This window comes from Achromobacter xylosoxidans, from assembly GCF_002192695.1.
GTDB classification, from domain to species: Bacteria; Pseudomonadota; Gammaproteobacteria; order Burkholderiales; family Burkholderiaceae_B; genus Achromobacter; species Achromobacter xylosoxidans_C.
Genome location: NZ_MTLG01000055.1, coordinates 25,921 through 41,286, shown reverse-complemented (window position 1 = coordinate 41,286; position 15,366 = coordinate 25,921). Strand labels below are relative to the sequence as shown.

General features: G+C 66.0%; 19 protein-coding genes. 7 read left to right on the top strand and 12 right to left on the bottom strand.

Going from position 1 to position 15,366, the window contains the following annotated elements:
- Window positions 1-6: 6 nt before the first annotated feature.
- From BRO63_RS08965 to BRO63_RS08955, 3 genes are all read right to left on the bottom strand, one after another.
- Window positions 7-915: a hypothetical protein gene (locus BRO63_RS08965; RefSeq protein WP_088139382.1), complete on the bottom strand. Its 909-nt coding sequence runs from the start codon at window positions 913-915 to the stop codon at window positions 7-9.
- A 72-nt stretch (window positions 916-987) separates the two neighbouring features.
- Complete coding sequence (locus BRO63_RS34435; protein WP_256943262.1) at window positions 988-1,296, bottom strand: hypothetical protein; 309 nt, start codon at window positions 1,294-1,296, stop codon at window positions 988-990.
- A gap of 128 nt (window positions 1,297-1,424) precedes the next feature.
- Window positions 1,425-1,673, bottom strand: coding sequence for a hypothetical protein (locus BRO63_RS08955; RefSeq protein WP_088139381.1), 249 nt, complete (start codon window positions 1,671-1,673; stop codon window positions 1,425-1,427).
- Between the two features lie 265 nt (window positions 1,674-1,938).
- Between BRO63_RS08955 and BRO63_RS08950 the strand changes: the two genes are divergently transcribed.
- Window positions 1,939-2,130 (top strand): hypothetical protein, encoded by a 192-nt coding sequence (locus BRO63_RS08950; RefSeq protein ID WP_054451113.1) that lies wholly within the window; start codon window positions 1,939-1,941, stop codon window positions 2,128-2,130.
- Between the two features lie 30 nt (window positions 2,131-2,160).
- Here the strand turns inward: BRO63_RS08950 and yddG are convergent, their stop codons facing one another.
- Window positions 2,161-3,069 carry an aromatic amino acid DMT transporter YddG gene (yddG, locus tag BRO63_RS08945; RefSeq protein ID WP_088139380.1) on the bottom strand — a complete coding sequence of 303 codons (909 nt, stop codon included), beginning with the start codon at window positions 3,067-3,069 and terminating at the stop codon, window positions 2,161-2,163.
- A 148-nt stretch (window positions 3,070-3,217) separates the two neighbouring features.
- On the opposite strand from yddG, the gene BRO63_RS08940 reads away from it, so the two are divergent.
- On the top strand, window positions 3,218-3,478 hold the full coding sequence (locus BRO63_RS08940) for a 6-phosphofructokinase (RefSeq protein WP_088139379.1): 261 nt from the start codon (window positions 3,218-3,220) through the stop codon (window positions 3,476-3,478).
- Between the two features lie 27 nt (window positions 3,479-3,505).
- Here BRO63_RS08940 and BRO63_RS08935 read toward each other — a convergent pair whose 3' ends face one another.
- The 5 genes from BRO63_RS08935 to BRO63_RS08915 all read right to left on the bottom strand — a co-directional run bounded on the left by BRO63_RS08935 (window position 3,506) and on the right by BRO63_RS08915 (window position 8,196).
- Window positions 3,506-5,080: a GGDEF domain-containing protein gene (locus BRO63_RS08935; protein WP_088139454.1), complete on the bottom strand. Its 1,575-nt coding sequence runs from the start codon at window positions 5,078-5,080 to the stop codon at window positions 3,506-3,508.
- Between the two features lie 237 nt (window positions 5,081-5,317).
- On the bottom strand, window positions 5,318-5,545 hold the full coding sequence (locus BRO63_RS08930; protein WP_088139378.1) for a hypothetical protein: 228 nt from the start codon (window positions 5,543-5,545) through the stop codon (window positions 5,318-5,320).
- A gap of 120 nt (window positions 5,546-5,665) precedes the next feature.
- Complete coding sequence (locus BRO63_RS08925; protein WP_088139377.1) at window positions 5,666-6,757, bottom strand: AI-2E family transporter; 1,092 nt, start codon at window positions 6,755-6,757, stop codon at window positions 5,666-5,668.
- A gap of 54 nt (window positions 6,758-6,811) precedes the next feature.
- Entirely contained in the window at window positions 6,812-7,525 is a 714-nt protein-coding gene (locus tag BRO63_RS08920) for a DUF3053 family protein (protein ID WP_088139453.1), read from the bottom strand.
- 155 nt (window positions 7,526-7,680) lie between these two features.
- On the bottom strand, window positions 7,681-8,196 hold the full coding sequence (locus tag BRO63_RS08915; RefSeq protein ID WP_088139376.1) for a GNAT family N-acetyltransferase: 516 nt from the start codon (window positions 8,194-8,196) through the stop codon (window positions 7,681-7,683).
- Between the two features lie 91 nt (window positions 8,197-8,287).
- Here BRO63_RS08915 and BRO63_RS08910 point away from each other — a divergent pair, with 91 nt between their 5' ends.
- From BRO63_RS08910 to cml, 4 genes are all read left to right on the top strand, one after another.
- Entirely contained in the window at window positions 8,288-8,647 is a 360-nt protein-coding gene (locus BRO63_RS08910; protein ID WP_088139375.1) for a hypothetical protein, read from the top strand.
- A 679-nt stretch (window positions 8,648-9,326) separates the two neighbouring features.
- Window positions 9,327-9,608 (top strand): hypothetical protein, encoded by a 282-nt coding sequence (locus tag BRO63_RS08905; RefSeq protein ID WP_088139374.1) that lies wholly within the window; start codon window positions 9,327-9,329, stop codon window positions 9,606-9,608.
- An 84-nt stretch (window positions 9,609-9,692) separates the two neighbouring features.
- Window positions 9,693-10,385 carry a cytochrome b/b6 domain-containing protein gene (locus BRO63_RS08900; protein WP_088139373.1) on the top strand — a complete coding sequence of 231 codons (693 nt, stop codon included), beginning with the start codon at window positions 9,693-9,695 and terminating at the stop codon, window positions 10,383-10,385.
- Between the two features lie 132 nt (window positions 10,386-10,517).
- Complete coding sequence (cml, locus tag BRO63_RS08895) at window positions 10,518-11,705, top strand: CmlA/FloR family chloramphenicol efflux MFS transporter (RefSeq protein ID WP_088139372.1); 1,188 nt, start codon at window positions 10,518-10,520, stop codon at window positions 11,703-11,705.
- Between the two features lie 59 nt (window positions 11,706-11,764).
- Here cml and BRO63_RS08890 read toward each other — a convergent pair whose 3' ends face one another.
- The 3 genes from BRO63_RS08890 to purB all read right to left on the bottom strand — a co-directional run bounded on the left by BRO63_RS08890 (window position 11,765) and on the right by purB (window position 14,536).
- Entirely contained in the window at window positions 11,765-12,514 is a 750-nt protein-coding gene (locus tag BRO63_RS08890; protein ID WP_088139371.1) for a class I SAM-dependent methyltransferase, read from the bottom strand.
- Window positions 12,515-12,644: 130 nt separating this feature from the next.
- The gene (locus BRO63_RS08885; protein WP_088139370.1) at window positions 12,645-13,103 is read right to left on the bottom strand and encodes a c-type cytochrome; all 459 of its coding nucleotides are present in this window, start codon (window positions 13,101-13,103) and stop codon (window positions 12,645-12,647) included.
- A gap of 56 nt (window positions 13,104-13,159) precedes the next feature.
- Window positions 13,160-14,536, bottom strand: coding sequence for an adenylosuccinate lyase (gene purB / locus BRO63_RS08880; RefSeq protein WP_088139369.1), 1,377 nt, complete (start codon window positions 14,534-14,536; stop codon window positions 13,160-13,162).
- 160 nt (window positions 14,537-14,696) lie between these two features.
- On the opposite strand from purB, the gene BRO63_RS08875 reads away from it, so the two are divergent.
- A complete protein-coding gene (locus tag BRO63_RS08875; RefSeq protein ID WP_088139368.1) occupies window positions 14,697-15,305 on the top strand; it encodes a glutathione S-transferase in 609 nt (202 codons plus the stop codon).
- The last annotated feature ends 61 nt before the right edge of the window (window positions 15,306-15,366 follow it).

The following is a 15,366-nucleotide window of genomic DNA, read 5'->3' as shown; positions in this document are numbered from 1 at the left end:
TCTCGGCTAAGGCAACCGAACCGCATCGCGCCGCCTGCCGCCCCAGGTGGCCGCCAGGCTGGCCACGAAGGCGCCGATCAGCATCGAAGCGAAGCCCCACAGCGCGAATGCGGCCGCGGCCTTGCGCGCCTGGTCCGCGGCCTCCTTGGCCTTTTGCCGGGCGTCGTCCGCGGCCTGCTTCACGTTCTGCACGGCCTGCTCCACACGGCGCTGCGCCGCAGCCGGCTCCAGCCCGGCCTGTGCCGCCACGACCTTCACGACATAGTCGCGGTCTTCGCCGGTCATGGAGCCGCGCGCCACGCTCATCGCCACGATGCGGCCCACCTCCTCTCTTGCGCCGTTGCGGTCGCCGCCGGCGTCCGGCCGTTCCGATCGCAGCAACGCATCGGAGAAGTAGCCCTGCATCTGCGCCATGCCGTCGCCTCCGCCCGCAGCCGCCGCGGCCGTCGCCGCGGTGCCAGCCCCTGCCGCCACCGCGGCGCCCGCTTTCGCCACGCCGGACGCCAGCGTCGCGATGGACGCGCCCAGCAGCACTGCGCTTACGACCGCGCTCAAGGCCCACACCAGGAAGCCGTGCGCCGTATCGCGGAAATAGACCTCATCCGAATGCACGTCGACCCATTTGGTGCGCAGCCGCCCCGCGACGTAGCCACCTATGCCATAGGCGACGATCTGCGTGGCCAGCATCCACACGATAAGGCCTATGCCTACCGCGGGCGCGCTCGCCCCTTCGCCGCTCCAGGGCGACACTGAAAGAAAGCCCAGGCCCGTGCCGCCGGCGAACAAGGCCAGCGTAAGGGCCGCCGCAATGACCGCGCCCGCGATCACGGCGGCCCACGACACGGCGGAGATGGCGGATTCCCTCGGCGGCATGCCGGCGGGGTATGGCTGGCTCAATGAAGATGCGTTTTCCATGGATCTGTTCCTTGTTCACGGTTCAGCGCGGCCGCGCCGATACGCGCCGCCGCGGCGGTAAAGCCTCGCGGGTCAATGCCAGAAAAGCGCCAGCAGGATGATGATGGGAATGGGCACGCCCAACAGCCACAACAAGATGGAACGCATATAGCCTCCTTGAATGAAGTCCTGCGCGTCGCGCGCGGCGCTCAGGCCAGGTCGATCGTGCCGGGCGCGCGCGGATTCGGCGGCGGCTGCACGGGATCGGATGACGTCGGGATCGATGCGCGGCCGCGTCGGATCCTGCGGCGGATCGTCGGGCGGCGGATTACTGGGGAATGCGGGGTCGTCGGGCACGGGCTGGTCGCCCCCGCCGGGTTCGCGATGCATGGACTGGGACATGACGTTCTCCTCAAGCGGCGCGTGGCGCGCCGTCGCGTCCCATCAGCAAACCGCATTCCCGGCACGCTGCCGGCTGCCGTAAAAAAGCCCTCTTGCGAGGGCATTCAGGCATGCGCGGCCGGCCAGGGTCAGGGCTTGCCCTTGACGTCCCTGGCCGGGTCGGCGGTTTTCTGGCTACCGTTGCCGAGGAATTCGACGACGGCAGCCTTGCCCGCGGCGGAGGCCTCATCCTGGCTGGCGTAACGCCTGGGCGAATAATTGGTGCTGCGCACATTGCCGGTTTCGGGATCGAACAAGGTGATGATCCAGGCGAATTCTCCCGGCATCAATTGCCTGACTTGCAACGTGGCGCGCGTGCCTGGGCGCAGTTGCGGCATGGGTAGGCCTTTAGCATGATTCGACGCCGCCATCGTAGCGCAAGGTGCGCCGGCGCAAAACGCGTCGCCGGGAACCCGCGGAGAAATGCTGCGCCCGCACATGGATTCATGCTGCACACCCCGCGGCAAAAACGCCACAAACCCCATCTCGCGTCAGGAAAACCCTAGGGCCTATTGCGCAAATACAGGCGCACAATCGACACAAACATCTAGACCGCACAGCGGCAGCCGCATTCCCCTTTAATCAGGCGAGGACGGAGACAACATGACTTATGTAGCAGTGGTTATCAGCTGTTTGATGGTTGTGGGTATCGTCGCGTTGGTGATTCAAACGGTTCAAAGCGCAGGGTCCGAACCCTGGCTGAGAATCTCGGCGGCGATCACCAGTTCCTTGTTCGCTTCACTCTTGTTGATTCCGCTCGGATACGCGGTCGCGCAGACCGTGCTGATCGAATAACTCCTTGATCACGACATGTACGTCCCGGGGCTATCCGCCCCGGGCGGCCTTGCCGCGCGTGGCCGCCCAGCACAGCAGCGACCCCGCGGTAACCATGGCCACGCCCTGCCAGAATGATGCGGTCAGGCGGGTCGACAACCACACGGCCGCGAAGAACGTCGAGAAGACCGGAGTGAAGTAGGACGCCGTGGCCAGCAAGGTCAGGTTGCCCTTGAGTATTCCCACGTTCCATAGCGCATAGCCTGCGGCCATGGCGCCGCCCGTCACCAGCAATTCCAGCGTGGCGGGCCAGGTGAAGGCCAAGGCGGGCTCTGCGCCCAACAGGTACTTGGTCCACAAGGCAGCCGCGGTCAGCATGAAAAACAGGGCGACCCCATTCTTGCCGTCGGCGAATCTCGTGGTCACGTTGCAATAGACGGCCCAGATGATGGCGCCGCTGAAAGCCAGTCCATAGCTGAGGGGATTGCTGGACACGTTGGCGATGGTGCGGTCCCAGGAAAGTCCGCCCGATCCGCCGAGGACCCAGACAATGCCGCACAACGACAGCAATATGCCCGGCACCACCCACGCACTGGCCCGCTGGCCATTGATGAGGATGGCGAGTATCACGGTGAAGCAGGGCCAGAGATAGTTGACGATACCCAATTCGATCGCCTGCCCGCGGTTGGCGGCGTAGCCCAAAGAGAGCGAGAGGCAGATTTCGTAGGCGACGAACAGCAGGCTGCCCACGATGAGATAGGAGCGCGGAAAGGTCCGCAGCTTCGGGAAACCCAGCAGCAACACCAGGAACGCGGCACCCGTCGTGTAGATCAGCGCGGCGCCGCCGACCGGGCCGAAGCTTTCGCTGACGCCGCGGATCAGGCCGACGACGGTGCCCCACAGCAGCACCGCCAGCAAGCCCAGTGAAGTTGCCGTGTTCCGGCTCAGGGAGAGTTGCATTACCGATTCCGATTGCCCGCTTGGGGCGCCAAGCCGGGCAGTTTAGCGAAAACCCGCACGGCCCGCGGTCAGCCGCCGGCATGCGGCAGTGCCTGCGCCTCCACCCGAATGCCCGCAAAAACAATGCAGCACAAGGAGCAAGCGGCTTATGAGCATATCCACACGCAGACTGAGTGACGTGCTGGCCAGCACGGAATCGGGCCGGCTTTACCGGATTGAAGTGTTCGTGCGGCGGGAAGAGCCGGCCCGGCCTGACGCGGCCCGGCCTGACGCGGCCCGGCCTGACGCGGCCCGCTACATACTCCGCACCACTGAAGGGGAGCGGGTGTTGCCGCTGGATCGGAACCGGTACCGGCTGCAATCGGGCGAAGTGCTTACCGCCCTGGCCCCGCCGCCTCATGACGCGTGACGGCGCACCGGCGAGCGACAGGCCGGATCATTGATCCGCCTCCACCCTGCGCTTGCCCTGCCCCTTGGCCTTGTAGAGCGCCATATCGGCGCGTTCCAGCAGTTCGCGCACGGTGACGCCGGACTGCGGATATATGGCGATGCCCACGCTGGCGGATACCGAGACGCTGACCTCGGGATACGGCAGGGACAGGCTTTCCACCAGCGCCTGCGCGACACGCCGCGAATTGTCCCTGTCCGCCCCCAGCAGCAGCACGGCGAATTCATCGCCCCCAAGCCGCGCCGCCACGTCCGACACGCGGATCGCGTCGGCCATGCGCTCGGCTGCTTCCTGAAGCACCGCATCGCCCGCCGCGTGGCCATGCAGGTCGTTGACCGCCTTGAAGCCGTCAAGATCGATCGCCAGGATGGCGAAGGGTTCGCCGCTGCGCTGCGCCACCGCCAGCTCGCGCAGCACCAGTTCGCTGAACAGCACGCGATTGCACAGGCCGGTCAGCGGATCGTAGTGCGCCAAATGCTGGGCATGCGCCAGCATGCGGGACGCCTGCACCAGGGCGCCGCCCACTTCCGCGACCTCTTTGACGCGCGTGCCCGGCACCGCCACCGCGTGCCCCTTGCCCAGGGCCAACGCCGGCGCGACCAGGCTCTGCACGGCCGAAGTCAGGCGGCTGGCGAGCCGCAGGGCCAGCAGCAGACCCAGGCCGAAAGCCAGCAAGGTACCCAGGGCGATCCAGGCGATGGAGCGGTACAGGTCGGTGGTCAGCAGGCTCATTGGCGCGCCGGCTGCAACGGTCCAGCCGGATAGCGAAGAGCGGCTGAACGCGGTGTAGACCGGCGTGCCTTCCTTGGTGATGGTCTCCAACGAGCCCTCGCTTTCCTGCTGCACCGCCCGCGCCAGCTCGGGAACGGCCTTCTGGCCCAGGAACTTCGAGGTATCGCGTGTGCGCGCCAGGATCGTGCCGCTGTCGTCCAGCACGGCCGCCACCCAGCCGTCCGGCAATGCACGCCTGCCCAGCAGGTTGCCGATGCGCTCGGGCAGGATGCCGACGTTGAGGCTGTAGGCGACCTCGCCGTTGCGCAGCACCGGCACGCCCAACGCAATGAGCGGACCTTGATTGACCCTGCTGGTGAAGAGGCCCGTCAGCACCGCCGCGCGCGTCTGGAACACCTGGGCCAGTTGCGTGGAGGCGCCGGTCATCGGCAGGGGATTGCCGAACGGCACGGACGTGTTGATCAGCTGACGGCCGTCCTTATCGGTCAGGACATAGCTGTCTATGATCTGGAAGCGCACGGATTCGCGCGCCCGCCGGTGAAAACCGGCCAGGTCGCCAGCCACCAGATCCGGGGACGACGCCAGCATCTGCAGGCCCGCTTCGACGCCAGTGAGTTCGCGGTCCAGGATCGCAGTCAGATTGCGCGCCAGGAAGATCGTGTCGCGGAAGATCCGTTCTTTCTGGATGACGTAGCTTTCGTAGACCGCCACCGAGGCCATGACCAGCGCAGGCGTGATACAGGCGAACACGAGCGTCAGCAGGCCCGTGCGCATGGAATAGCGGCGCGGCCGGCGCACGCGCGCGCCCGCCAGGCTTTCGGCGTCAGCCACCGGAACCTCGCCCTGCGAAGTCCGCAAGCGTCGGCCTGCCGATCGAAACCACACCTCTGGACCCATGCGCCTCCCGATACGCTACGCTCGGCCCGCGGCCCGGGGTCGAACGAACGTCGGAAATTATTGCAGAAGTTCGCAGTCGCACAATCCGCGCCATGGGAATCCCCTCGCCGCGTCAATACGGATGTGATGTAAATACCGCGTCCCCAATTTACTCCGGACGCGCGGCGCCTGTCACGCCTGCGGGTCTTCCAGGTCCGGGGTGCCGGTGAACTGGGTCTTGAGCAGCGTCAACGCCCCCTTTTCGGCCAGCGCCTCGTTGGGGAACACGTGCTTGGTGTCTTCCAGCACCGGAAAGCCGAAAACCCGCACCCGAGCGTGATAGCCGTCCGGGGTCTCGGCGAATTCGATGTCGAAGTTGCGTTCTTCGATCCAGCCCGATCGATGCAGTTTCCATTCCATATCCCACGCGCTCCCGAAAAGTCGAGGTTGATACGAAAAGCCGGCCCCGATAAAGGCCGGCGCTGCTACACCATACACCCGTCTTGAGACGGGCGGACTGCCCCGGGCAGTCCGCCGCGTCTATTTGCCTGCGGGCGGCTGGTCCTCGGCGCTGTCCGCCAACCCGTCCACCGGCGGCGCGAACAGATCCCAGCTGGCCATGAACAGCGCGGCGATCAGCGGGCCGATCACGAACCCGTTCAGGCCGAACAAGGCCATGCCGCCCAGCGTGGAGATCAGCACCACATAGTCCGGCATCTTGGTGTCCTTGCCGACCAGAATCGGGCGCAGCACGTTGTCCACCATGCCGATGACCAGCACGCCAAAGAGGATCAGCACGACGCCCTTGATCGTGGCGCCGGTCAAGAGGAAGTAGATCGCGACCGGCGCCCAGATCAACCCCGCGCCTATCGCCGGCAGCAAGGACAGAAAGCCCATGATCACGCCCCACAGCAGCGCACCCTGGATGGACAGGATCGAGAAGATGATGCCGCCCAGCGCGCCCTGCGCCGCGGCCACCGCGACGTTGCCCTTTACGGTGGCGCGCACGACGGTGGTGAACTTGCGCAGCAGGTGCTGCTTGTGCGTGTCGCTCAGCGGCATGGCGCGCTTGAGCCGCGCCGAGAGCAGCGGGCCATCGCGCAACAGGAAGAACAGCAGGTACAGCATGATGCCGAAGCTGATCACGAACTGGAACGTGTCCTGGCCGATGTTCAAGGCCTGGGTCGCCAGGAACTGGCTGGCCTGCATGGCGCCCGCGCTGAGTTTTTCCTGCAGGCTAGGTATGTCGGTCAGGTCGAAGCGCGCCAGCAAGTCATGCACCGACGGCGGCAGGGCCGCCATGGCCTGCTGGAAATAGTCGCCGAAGTTGATCTGCCCGGACTTGACGCTCTGATAGAGGTTCGCCCCTTCGCGCACCAGCGACCCGCTGATGACGATGAGAGGCAGGATCACCAGCAGCAGCACCAACAGCAAGGTGATCAGCGCGGCCAGGTTGCGTCGTCCGCCGATGCGGGCGACCAGCCGGCGCTGTAGCGGCGCGAAGATGATGGCGAGAACGGCGCCCCAGAAAACAGCGCCGTAAAAAGGCCACAACAACCAGCCGAATGCGATGGTGACCGCCACCAGCAGGAGCAGAAAGGTTCTGTAGTGCACGCTGGAAGATTGGCTCATATTACGTCCCAGGCTCGGCAGACGCCGCGAGACCCGCATTGTACAAAGCGCTGCTCAGCGGACGTCCGGCGACTGTCCGGCAAGCTGCATCAAGGTGGCGCGCGCACGCTCCAGGACCTGCGACTGCGCATTCAGCCCCTGCAGGCGCAGGTTCAGCTCCTGCAGCAAAGTGAGCGTCGCGACGCGCGCCTGCCCGTCGAGCAGCAGGATGTCCTGCGCATGGGCGGCCACGAAATCCGCCACGCCCAGCGCATCGCGCGCCACCGCATCCATGGCGGCCGCCGCGTCCAGCAGCTCGGCCGCGGGCGCAGTCACGGCTTCGTCATAGACGCCGTCATAGACGGGCGCGAGATCGGGCGGCAGCGCCAGCGCCGCACGCGCCTTGTCCGCCTTGGCCTGGGCCCGCTGGACCTCGGCAGCCTGCTCGGCCAGCGTCTTGCGCGCGCCCTCGAAGCGAGCGCGCCGCTCCACGATCTCGGCCACCGAACGCAGGGTTTCGATTTCCGGCACATCGCGCATGGACGCCGCCGCCTGCGCCAGGGCTTCCTGAAAATCGGTGATCACTTCGTAGGCATCGGCGTAGCCGCCGACGGCCTCTTTTTCCGGCTCGCTCAGGATGCCCATGGGCAGCAGCGACGCGCTGCTCATCCGGCTTTGCAGCAGTTGGATGAACGCGGCGCGCTCCTGAGGCTCTTTGTTGACGCAGGCCGACAGAAACAGCATCGACGCCGTCGCCAGGCCCAGCAGGCAAGCTCGCAGCAGTGCCATGCCCATCCTCCTTGCATGCGGGTTCGCAAAACCGGCGCCGCCCGCGAGCAGGACGGCCGCCCTCCGGCAGATTATCCCGAAGGCGCTTCCCCGCGCCGCCGACGGGCGGATTTTGTTGCCATCGAAGCGAGTTGACACAGCGTCCGCCGCCCGCATCATGGCTCCAGCAAGAGCGCCATCGCGCAGCGGCGCGCCGGGTCGAAACCCATGGCAGCCTCGTGCCGCAAACGCGCCCGCAGGCCCGGCGTGAGTTCCGCCTCGGCCAGCTCGGCAAAGCCTTGCCGCTGGTAAAACGGCCCATTCCAGGACAGGCCGCGGTCGGTGGTCAGCACCACGGACCGGTAGCAGCCGGCATCGCGGGCATGGCGGCACACGGCGGAAAGCAACGCCCGCCCCAGGCCGCGCCCCTGCCACGGCAAGGCCACCGCCATCTCGGCCAGGTAAAGATCGCCGTCCATGGGCCGGGTCAGCGCAAAGCCTGCCGGCTGGCCCTCGCATTCCGCGATCCACAACAGGCCGGCCGCTTGAGACTGCGCAAGCTCGTCCTGCGGCGCCGTCTCGTCGCCAGCGGCCCAGGCCATGTGAGTGTCCAGGAAACGCTGCGCGGCGGAGCGTTCGATATCGGCCAGGCTGGCCAAGTCTGAAGGTCGTGCGAGTCTGATCATAGGCATGGCAGTATGCCTGATGCGGGCGCGCCGCCCGATCCCATAAAATGGCGTTTTCGGCCATCACGGCCCCCGCAACACAGGCCAGCCTCAAGACATGACTCAAAACGCCACCTCCGATACCTGGGGCTTTGCCCATCCCGATTGCCGCGGCGCGGCCGCCCTGCTGTTCTTCATGAACGACCTGGCGCGGGTGGTCAACCAGTACCTGAGCCCGGGTCAACTGACCGACGAAGCGCTGGCCGATGCGCAAAAGGCGGTCGATGCCTTGCTGGCCCGGTACGTGGAAATCCAGGCCGCCCCCGAGGCTTTCGACAATGAACGCATCGAGCTTGCGTTGGAAACCGAGACCCAACCTGACGGCCAGACCGGCGCACAGGTCGCCTTGCGCATGTCACCGCGCCTGGAAGGACTCATCATCGAAGCCCAGCGCCAGGCCCGCCCGACCGCGCATTAAGGGACGGATACGGGGGAGGATGTTCCCTCCCTAGCACAAAACGCTTGCAAGAACCATCAAATACCAGTATTGTTGATGGTTGAGTTCTGTGGTTAGCGCCAATTTCCATTCGAAAAAACGCGGCGACAAACCAAGGTACTGGCTCCGACGTCTGAACATCAGCCTCCCCCCAGACACTAAGAGCAGACCCCAGACCCTCGAAAACCATCCAAGCTCAATGGACGCAGCGGCCCCCAAGCCCGAGCATCCCATCCAGGTTGCATAGCACGCAAACCCGGATTGCGGCCTGGAACCAAACGCCTTCACCAAACCGCCAGTCCGGCTTGGCAAGAAGCAACAAGACCATCAGCGGCGCCTGCAACCCGCGCAAGCGACCTTTAGCGATAAGCGCGCCGCAATCGCCAGGGCTTTCCAGCCCTGCGTGAACCCTCGGGCCTCTGCCTGCCTTGCGCATCGCGCCGCCCGAAATGATGCCGTCCCGGACTGATGGACAGCATCGCGCCGCCAGCCCGTGCGTGCAAAAACATGAGAATGCGCAAAGGGACGGCGGCAGATATGCGTTAGTGTCACGACACGCCTGCCCCATTTGATACGGCTGGCATGGACACGCGGCAGGAATGCCGCGCGCCACGTGGCCAGAAGCAGCATCCCATAACTAGAAACCAAGAGAACAAACACCATGAATACTCGTTTCACTACCTCGGACCTGATCCGACGCCCGGCACACACCAAGCTGGACAACATGCCGATCCACATCGGCGACATCGTTTACCTGAAGCCCGCGAACGGCCCGGAAATCCGCGCCACGGTCATCTACAACGCGCCCATCGACGGCACGACGACCTACACGACCGAAGTCGTGCCCTGCGGCGCGCCCACGCAAGAGGCTCCCGGCCAGCGCATCCGCTTCCGCCACGAGCATGTGCATCGCATCGAATCCGTGCGCCGCACCACGCACTGAAGCGCAACCCCGCCCCGCTGCACACGCAACGGGGCAATTCGTGCGTGATAAAGTCCCCGGCAATACAGCCCTGGCGATCCCACCATGCAGAACAACCGTCTCGCGGTCCATATCTGGGACCTTCCCACCCGCCTATTCCACTGGGCGCTCGTCGCCTGCATCGTCGGCGCATTCGTCAGCGTCAAGCTCGGCGGCCTGTACATGGATTGGCACGTGCGCTTCGGCTGTACGGCGCTGGGCCTGATCCTGTTCCGCCTGCTGTGGGGATTCTTCGGCCCGCGCTACGCCCGCTTCTCGCAATTCGTGCGCGGGCCGGCGGCCGTGGCCCGCTACCTGAAGGGCGCCGCCGCGCCCGCCGGCCATAACCCGCTGGGCGCGCTGTCGGTGCTGGCGCTGCTGCTGGTCATCGGTTTCCAGGCGGTCAGCGGCCTGTTCACCACCGACGACATCATGACGCAAGGCCCGCTGTTCGGCCACGTCAGCGAAACCGTTTCCGCCGCCATGACCTCCTGGCACAAGCTCAATGAGTGGGTCATCCTGGCGCTGGTCGCGCTGCACCTGCTCGCGGTGTTCTGGTACGCACTGGTGTGCCGCAAGCGCATGGTGCGCGCCATCATCACAGGCAAGGTCGACGCCAAGGACGTGCCGGCCGGCACGCCGCCCACGCAGGACGGCTTCGCCGTCTGGCTGCGCGCCCTGGTGCTGGGCGCCTGTGTCACGGGCCTGGTGCTGTGGATCCGGTCGCTGGAAGTGGCGGCCGACATGTCTTTTTCCTGACTTCCATGAACACTGCCAAGCAAGCAGACGAGTAAGCCGCAACAACCCGCTTTTTTTTGGTTGTTGCGGCGTTCTCGACACTCCAGTCGCTACACGAGAGCGCCGCCTGATCCTTTCCAAGGAGATGGTTTCGTGCGTTCAAATGATTTTTCCTGGCGGCACTCCCTTGCCACCACACTCTTCCTCCTGTCACCGTTCGACCTGCTGGCCTCGCTGGGCATGGACATGTACCTGCCCGTGGTGCCCTCCATGGCCGATGCCCTGGGCGCCAACGCCGCGACGATCCAATGGACATTGACGGCGTACCTGGTGCTGCTTGGAGCGGGCCAGCTCATCTTCGGCCCACTGTCGGACCGGCTGGGACGCCGCCCGGTTCTGCTGACCGGCGGCCTGGCCTACATCGCTGCCTCGTTCGGCCTCGCGGCCGCCTCCTCGCCTGAAGCGTTCCTCGGTCTGCGCATCCTGCAGGCCTGCGGCGCCTCGGCCTGCCTCGTCGCCACCTTTGCCACCGTGCGCGACGTCTACTCGGGCCGCGACGAAAGCCACGTCATCTATGGCTTGCTCGGCACCATGCTGGCGATGGTTCCGGCAGCGGGTCCGCTGCTCGGCGCGGTGGTCAGCGCCTGGCTGGGATGGCGCGCCATCTTCGGTGCGCTCGGAATGGCGATGACGGGAGCCGTCGTCGCCGCCTGGCTGCTATGGCCGGAGACCAGGAGGCCTGCGGCAACGGTGCCGCAATGGTCGCAGTTCGCGCTCCCCCTGAAACGCCGGCATTTCTGGCTCTACACGCTTTGCTACAGCGCGGGAATGGGCAGCTTCTTCGTCTTTTTCTCGACCGCGCCCTGGCTGATGATGGGCCGCCAAGGGTTGTCGCAGCTGGGCTTCAGCCTGCTATTCGCCACGGTGGCCATCGCGATGATGGCGGCGGCGCGGTTGATGGGGCGTTTGATTCCTCGCTGGGGAAATCTGAAAACCTTGCGCCTGGCAATGTGCGGCCTGATTGCCGGAGCCGCCATCCTCACGCTCTCCGAGCTGTTTGCGCCGCATTCGGCGCTCGGTCTCATCCTCCCGATGTGGCTGGCCGGCGCCAGTATCGCTTGCGCGGTCTCCGTGGCGCCCAATGGCGCGCTCCAAGGCTTCGACCACATTGCCGGAACCGCCACGGCGGTCTACTTCTGCCTGGGCGGCTTGATACAGGGAGGTATTGGCACCCTCGCCATCATGTTCCTGCCCACCGGAACCGGCTGGCCCATCATCGCCTATTGCCTGAGTCTCGCCACGGCCGTGCTTTGGCTGTCCTGCACATGCAAACGCGATTGACACGGCACAGCAATCGCGGCCCGTATGGGCAACCTCGTTGCCCACGGGCCGCAGGCCACTTAGCGCCGAGCCTCGACCAGATGCCGCGCCGAATGGGCGACGAACGGCTCTCCCCGGCGCATCCGCCCATCCAGCGCCAGCAAGGCATCTCGGTATTTGCGCGCCGAGAAATCCGGCACCCACCAGACACACTTGCGCAGGATCCAGACCACGGCGCCCACGTCGTGGAACATCATCTGGCAACGGGCCGTGCGCAGGTCCGTCACGGTCAGCCCCGCCACCCTGGCGGCCGCCGCCTCGGCGTACGGATCGCGCAGGAGCCGCTCCCCTGGCAATGGCCCCAGGAAATGCTCGATCAACTCGAAGGCCGAGGCCGGCCCCACGTGCTGGGCAAAGTAATGCCCACCTGGCTTGACGACGCGATGGATCTCGACCCAATCCGGACTCACGGGATGCCGGGACGTGACCAGGTCGAACGAGGCGTCGGCGAACGGCAAGGCGGCGCCGGACGCGGTCTGCACCACCTGCACGCCGCGCGCGGCCAGGCGCTCACGCGCTTTCCTGGCATTGGGCGGCCAGGCTTCGGTCGCATGCATTACCGGCGGAAAGGCGGGAGCCTCGCCCAGCACCTCGCCGCCTCCCGTATCCAGGTCCAAGGCCGACTGCACGCCGGCCAGGCGCTGTGCGAGCGAGCGGGCATAGCCCCACGGCGGGCGCTCCTCGGAGGCCCTTCCAGCCAACCAATCGAAGCCCCAGCCGCTGACATCGGCGGCCTCGGCCTCTGCCACGAGATCGTCAAAGGATTTCATCCCACCTCTCCTGTCCGGGGCCAACGCACGGCCCCGTGGATCGCCGCAAGCCCTGCGATGGCATAAAAAAAGCGCCAACGGTTACGCTGGCGCCTCTTTGCCCACATGCCGCCCGCGGACGGCCAGCGCTTTATTTCTTCTTGCGGTACGCGTCGTGGCAGGCCTTGCAGCTTGCGCCGACATCGCCGAACGCGGCGCGCAGCTTGTCCAGGTCGCCGGCATCGGCAGCGGCCGACAGCTTGACGATGTTGTCCTGGAAGGCCTGCTGCTTCTGCTTGAAGCCCGCGGCGTCGCTCCAGATCTCCGGACGCGCGTCGCCGCCCTCGGTGCCCGCGCCGAAAGCCGTCCACGGCAAGGCCGACAAGGTCTTCAACACTTCCACATTGGCCTTGATCTGCGCGGCGTCATAGGGCTGCTGGCCCTTGACCACCGGCGCCATGCGGCCGAAGTGGGAAGCCATCAGCGTCAGCGCCGACTGGCGGTACTTGACCGCGTCCTCGGGCTTGGCGAACTGCGCGGACGCGCTCGTCGCCAGCAGGGGCCCCACCGTCATACAGGCCAACGCGGCGAGCGTGGACAACTTCTTCATTGCAATCTCCCGTAAGGTCAACAGAAGCCGCGCGCCCCAGGCGCGCGGCAAGGCGACTATACCGCCCGGGCCAAGTCGGCTGCCAGCCCGATGTAGGAGCGCGGGGTCATCGCCAACAGGCGGGCCTTGGGCTCTTCGGGCAGGGCCAGGCCCTGGATGAATTCTCGCAGGCCTTCCTCGGTGATGCCCTTGCCGCGCGTCAAAGCCTTGAGCCGTTCGTACGGTTGCGGCAGGCCATAGCGGCGCATGACGGTCTGCACCGGCTCGGCCAGCACTTCCCAGCAGGCGTCGATGTCGGCGTCGATGGCGGCGGTGTTGACTTCGAGCTTGCCCAGGCCGCGCATGCAGGCATCCCAGGCCACCAGGCAGTAGCCCAGGCCCACGCCCAGGTTGCGCAGCACGGTGGAGTCGGTCAGGTCACGCTGCCAGCGGGAGATCGGCAGCTTGTCCGCGAGGTGGCGCAGCACGGCGTTGGCCAGGCCCAGATTGCCTTCGGAGTTTTCGAAGTCGATCGGGTTGACCTTGTGCGGCATGGTCGAGGAACCGACCTCGCCCTCCTTCAGGCGTTGCTTGAAGTAGCCCAGCGCCACGTAGCCCCAGATGTCGCGGTCCAGGTCCAGCACGATGATGTTGGCGCGCGTGATGGCATCGAACAGGGCCGACATCCAGTCATGCGGTTCGATCTGGATGGTGTGGCGGTTCTGGGTCAGGCCCAGGCCGGCCAGCACGCGCTGGCTGAATGCGGGCCAGTCGATTTCGGGGTAGGCCGACAGGTGGGCGTTGTAGTTGCCGGTGGCGCCGTTCAGCTTGGCCAGCGGTTCGACGGCCTCGACGGCGGCGATGGCGCGGTTCAGGCGCGCGGCCACGTTGGCGAACTCCTTGCCCAGGGTGGTCGGGCTGGCAGGCTGGCCGTGCGTGCGCGACAGCATGGGCTGGTCGGCCTGGGCCACGGCCATGTCGTTCAGCTTGGCGGCCAGCTCGCGCAGGCGCGGCACCACGACTTCGTTGCGGGCGCGCGTCAGCATCAGCGCGTGCGAGGTGTTGTTGATGTCCTCGGAGGTGCAGGCGAAGTGGATGAACTCGGCGGCGCGGGCCAGCTCGGCGTCATCGGCCACCTTTTCCTTCAGCCAGTACTCGACGGCCTTGACGTCATGGTTGGTGACGCGTTCGATATCCTTGATGCGGGCGGCATCCGCTTCCGAGAAGTCGCGCACCAATTGTTGCAGGCGGGCGCGGGCAGCCTCGGAGAAGGCGGGCAGTTCCGGCAGGCCGGCATCGGACAGCGCGATCAGCCAGGCCACCTCGACTTCGACGCGGTGCGCCATGAAACCGGCCTCGGAAAGCAGGCCGCGCAGTGCGTCGCCCCGGGAAGCGTACCGGCCATCCAGTGGCGAAAGGGCGTTGAGTTGGCTGAGCTGATCGGCGATTTGCATGGTCTGGAAGAGAAAAAGCGGGGAATGAGCGAATCGGGCGATTTTATCATCCGGAAGCGCGCAACATTGTGGCAAACTGGCGAAGATTCCGGCCTCTTGCCGTCTTGCCGTCATGCGGCCTGCTATACTTCGGCCGCTTTCCGACTCCGCTTGTGACTCCATGAAACTGATCGGCTCGCTTACCAGTCCTTACGTGCGCAAAGTGCGTATCGTCATGGCCGAGAAAAAGCTGGACTACCGGCTTGAACTCGAAAACGTCTGGTCCGCCGACACGCAGATCCAAACGTACAACCCGCTGGGCAAGGTGCCTTGCCTGGTCATGGAAGATGGCGGCGCCCTCTTCGATTCGCGCGTCATCGTCGAATACGTCGACACCCTGTCTCCGGTTGCCCGCCTGATTCCTCAGCCGGGGCGTGATCGCGCCGCGGTCAAGTGCTGGGAAGCCATCGCCGATGGCCTCCTGGACGCCTGCGTGACCATCGTCAAGGAAAACCAGCGCCCCGAGGCTCAGCGCAGCGCCGAATGGATCGAGCGCCAGTACTCCAAGATCCACGCCAGCCTGGACGCGATGAACAAGAGCCTGGGCGACAACGCCCACTGCATGGGCATCAACTACAGCCTGGCCGACATCGCCGTCGGCTGCGCGCTGGGCTATCTGGACCTGCGTTTCGCGACGCTCGACTGGCGCGCCAACCACCAGAACCTGGCTCGCCTGTACGACAAGCTGTCGCAGCGCCAGTCCTTCATCGATACCGTTCCGGTGGTGTAGCCCCCCCCGAGGCGCTGCGCGCCTCCCCCCAGGGGGCGCCGCTACGGACCGGCGGAGCCGG